General features: G+C 63.4%; 3 protein-coding genes. 1 reads left to right on the top strand and 2 read right to left on the bottom strand.

Going from position 1 to position 3,971, the window contains the following annotated elements; translation table 11 throughout:
• Positions 1-210: 210 nt before the first annotated feature.
• Positions 211-537 carry a hypothetical protein gene (locus CCR94_RS09890; RefSeq protein WP_104507706.1) on the bottom strand — a complete coding sequence of 109 codons (327 nt, stop codon included), beginning with the start codon at positions 535-537 and terminating at the stop codon, positions 211-213.
• Positions 538-625: 88 nt separating this feature from the next.
• On the opposite strand from CCR94_RS09890, the gene CCR94_RS09885 reads away from it, so the two are divergent.
• Complete coding sequence (locus CCR94_RS09885) at positions 626-1,300, top strand: alpha/beta hydrolase (RefSeq protein ID WP_104507705.1); 675 nt, start codon at positions 626-628, stop codon at positions 1,298-1,300.
• 16 nt (positions 1,301-1,316) lie between these two features.
• On the opposite strand, the gene CCR94_RS25965 is transcribed toward CCR94_RS09885, so the two are convergent.
• Positions 1,317-3,971: Hint domain-containing protein (locus CCR94_RS25965; protein ID WP_244594020.1), on the bottom strand; the 2,655-nt coding region annotated here is incomplete at its 5' end.

The following is a 3,971-nucleotide window of genomic DNA, read 5'->3' as shown; positions in this document are numbered from 1 at the left end:
AGGACGGGAAAGGGGTGGGGGCTGGACGTCGAGGCGTTGGAAATCCTTGATATTTCTTGTCCCGCGCGTTGCGCTGCCGACGACGGCCATCGCGGCGATGGCGGCATCAAGTTTGGCCTTGGCGTCGGGGGAGAATCCAAAGGGACGCGAACATGCGCCCTCGCCGTGACGGTCCATGTTGGACCGGTCGCGCGAGAGCGGATTTCAAGCCTATTCGAGGCGTTTGAGGCGCGAAAACTGGATGTGACGCACCCAAAGCCCCAGCAGGTAGCCTATGACGGCCAGCGTAAGGAAGACGAAGAACTCCAGCGGGAAATTGCCGAGCGCCGATACAGATTTTCCCTCGCCGGTGCTGTTGGCGTACATCAAGTTGGCGAGGTTCGCCAGGCCGGCGGCCGGGAGCGCAAGCCAGTAGAAGCGCACGGCCAGCCAGCCGATCAACGCGCCGAAGATCAGCGCCGCGAAGGCGGTTCCATCGAGGAAATGCGCGCCGGCCGCGTAAACGGCCAGCGTGAGGAAGCGAACGACCGTAATCACGCGAATCTCCGAAAGTACGAAATTGTTTGCGTTTCGAGTGAGGCCCTATGTAATAAAGCGGCCACGCGCCCTTATACAGGAAAAAATAATGCCCGAGGTGATTTTCAACGGCCCCGCCGGGCGGCTGGAAGGCCGTTTCCATCCGTCCAAGCAGCGCGGCGCGCCGCTCGCCATCATCTTGCATCCGCACCCGCAGTTCGGCGGGACGATGAACAACCAGATCGTCTATCAGCTCTATTATGCTTTCGCCGAGCGCGGCTTTTCCGTGCTGCGTTTCAATTTTCGCGGCGTCGGCCGCTCGCAGGGGTCGTTCGACCACGGCGCGGGCGAGCTTTCCGACGCGGCGAGCGCGCTCGACTGGGCTCAAGCCGTCAGCCCGGAGGCGCGGGCCTGCTGGATCGCCGGCGTGTCGTTCGGTTCGTGGATCGGCATGCAATTGCTGATGCGCCGCCCGGAAATCGAAGGATTCGTCTCGATCGCCCCGCCGGCCAATCGCTTCGACTTCACCTTTCTGGCCCCCTGCCCGTCGTCGGGCCTGTTCGTCCACGGCGACGTGGACCGCGTGGCGCCGGTGAAGGAGGTCACGGCCGTGATCGAGAAATTGAAGACGCAGAAGGGCATCGCCATCGAGCACGCGGTGATCGAAGGGGCCAACCATTTCTTCGAGAACCGGGTCGATGAACTGATGGTGGCGGTGGGGGAATATCTCGACCGCCGGCTGGACAACCCGCCGCGCATCGAGGTGGCGTCCAGATCGGATTGAGGGTTTCCGGCGGACTTCACGCCACGGCGGCGATCTGGTCCGACACAATGTGCGGCGCGCGCGCGTCGAGCGCGGCGCGCAGGCTTTGCGGGACCTGGCGACGGGACTTGGCGCGTGGCCAGGTCATTTCTTCGATCGGCTTGCCCATGGGGTAGAGCGCCTCGTGCTCGTCCCAATTGTCAAAGCTCATCCGATCGACATTGTCGACAAACGTCTCCGCCGGAACGTTCTCCGCCAGCACCAGCGCATGCGCGTCGAGTTCGACGTGGTAATAAACGAAAGTTTCGGGAACTTCGGTCTCCCGAACGATCGAGCTTCCATTGACGAGGGCGCCGGCGTGGATCAGCATACCGTCGATCAGCACGGCGTGGTCGGGTGACAGCAGCAGGTCGCGGCTGGGCATGTTTGCGCCGAGCGCTCCGGCCCTTATCCGGATCGGATAGCCGCGGATTGGGTTGACGAAACGCGAGGCGATTGTGCTGCGGCCGATCCAGACAGCGGGCTTGAGCGAACCGTCCGTGGTCACGAGTCGGTCGCCGGCGCGCAGGTTTTCCACCGCCACTTCGCCGCGCTCCGTCAGGATCAGGACGCCCGCGCAGTAACACGCGGGCGCCTCGGCATAGGTGGTGATCGCCTGGGTGGCGTATTCGAGGGAGATGGACGTTCCGTCCGTCGAAGCCTCGGTCAAGTCCGACGCCGCGACCTGGCCGAAGCTGTTATTCTGCGCCAGATTGCCCTTGGCGTCGTAGCCGAGGACATCCACCTCCTTGAAGGCCGTTCCGGACGCGAGATATTTCATCAGTTGCGCGGTCAGACCGGTCTGGACGAAGTTGATGTTGAGTGGATCGAACGTGACCTTCCCGGCCCCCACGCCGCCGGACGCGCCGCCGATATTCAGCGCCTGCTGGTCCTCAAACGAAAAACCGCTGAGTTCGTAGAGCGTCTTGCCGTCGAACGGCTGCGCCGTTCCGCTGTAGGATGTGAAGCGAACGTAATAGGTCAGTTTCGTCGTATCGGGAGCCGCCACCTGGGAGGAGACAAGCTTCGCGCTGGCGGCGGCGGGAGGCGACGAGTCCGAGCCGGTGGAAAATCCGGAGGCGTTCGCCACTCTGTTCCAGGCGGCCGACTGCGCCAAGGTCGTCGTGCCATCGGCGGCGGTCGTATAGGTCTGGATCGATTGCGATCCATAGCCCAGCTGAAGCGTGGTCGGCGAATTGGCGGCGATCTTCAGGTCGCTGGCCGCGACCAGACCGAAGCTGTAGTCCTGCGCCAGATAGCCCCTGGAATCGTAACCGAGGACGTCCACCTCCTTGAAGGCCGTTCCGGACGCGAGATATTTCATCAGTTGCGCGGTCAGGCTGGGCTGGGTGAAGGTCAGGCTGAGCGGATCGAACGCGACCCTCCCGGCCCCGGCCCCGCTCGACGCGCCGCCGATGTTCACCGTCTGCTGGTCCTCGAACGAAAAGCCGCCGAGTTGGTAAAGCGCCTTGCCGTCGAAAGCCGCCGCCGATCCGCTCGTGATCGTGAAGCGGACGTAATAGGTCAGTTTCGTCGTATCGGACGCCGCCACCTGGGCGGCGTCGAGCTTTGTGCTGGCGGCGGCCGGGGATGAGGAGTCCGAGCCGGTGGCGGCCGTCGAAAAGCTGGAGACGTCTTTCAAACTGTTCCAGGCCGCCGACTGCGCCAGCTTCGTCGTCCCATCGGCGGCGGTCGTATAAGTCTGAATCGATTGCGATCCATATTCCAGCTGAAGCGTGGTCGGCGAATTGGCGGAGATCGTCAGGTCGGTGGCCGCGACCAGGCCAAAGCTGTCATTTTGCGCCAGATGGCCCATGGAATCGTAGCCGAGGACGTCCACCTCCTTGAAGGCTGTTCCGGACGCAAGATATTTCATCAATTGCGCGGTCAGACCGGTCTGGACGAAGTTGAGGTTGAGCGGATCGAACGTGACCTTCCCGGCCCCCACGCCGCCGGACGCGCCGCCGATATTCAGCGCCTGCTGGTCCTCAAACGAAAAACCGCTGAGTTCGTAGAGCGTCTTGCCGTCGAACGGCTGCGCCGTTCCGCTGTAGGATGTGAAGCGAACGTAATAGGTCAGTTTCGTCGTATCGGGCGCCGCCACCTGGGAGGAGACAAGCTTCGCGCTGGCGGCGGCGGGAGGCGACGAGTCCGAGCCGGTGGAGAATCCGGAGGCGTTCGCCACTCTGTTCCAGGCGGCCGACTGCGCCAAGGTCGTCGTGCCATCGGCGGCGGTCGTATAGGTCTGGATCGATTGCGATCCATAGCCCAGCTGAAGCGTGGTCGGCGAATTGGCGGCGATCGTCAGGTCGCTGGCCGCGACCAGACCGAAGCTGTAGTCCTGCGCCAGATAGCCCCTGGAATCGTAACCGAGGACGTCCACCTCCTTGAAGGCCGTTCCGGACGCGAGATATTTCATCAGTTGCGCGGTCAGGCTGGGCTGGGTGAAGGTCAGGCTGAGCGGATCGAACGCGACCTTCCCGGCCCCGGCCCCGCTCGACGCGCCGCCGATGTTCACCGTCTGCTGGTCCTCGAACGAAAAGCCGCCGAGTTGGTAAAGCGCCTTGCCGTCGAAAGCCGCCGCCGATCCGCTCGTGATCGTGAAGCGGACGTAATAGGTCAGTTTCGTCGTATCGGACGCCGCCACCTGGGC

It is taken from the genome of Rhodoblastus sphagnicola (assembly GCF_002937075.1).
Classification (GTDB): Bacteria; Pseudomonadota; Alphaproteobacteria; order Rhizobiales; family Beijerinckiaceae; genus Rhodoblastus; species Rhodoblastus sphagnicola.
Note: the sequence above shows the minus strand (reverse complement) of the source record. Positions and strands in the feature narration are given on the sequence as shown.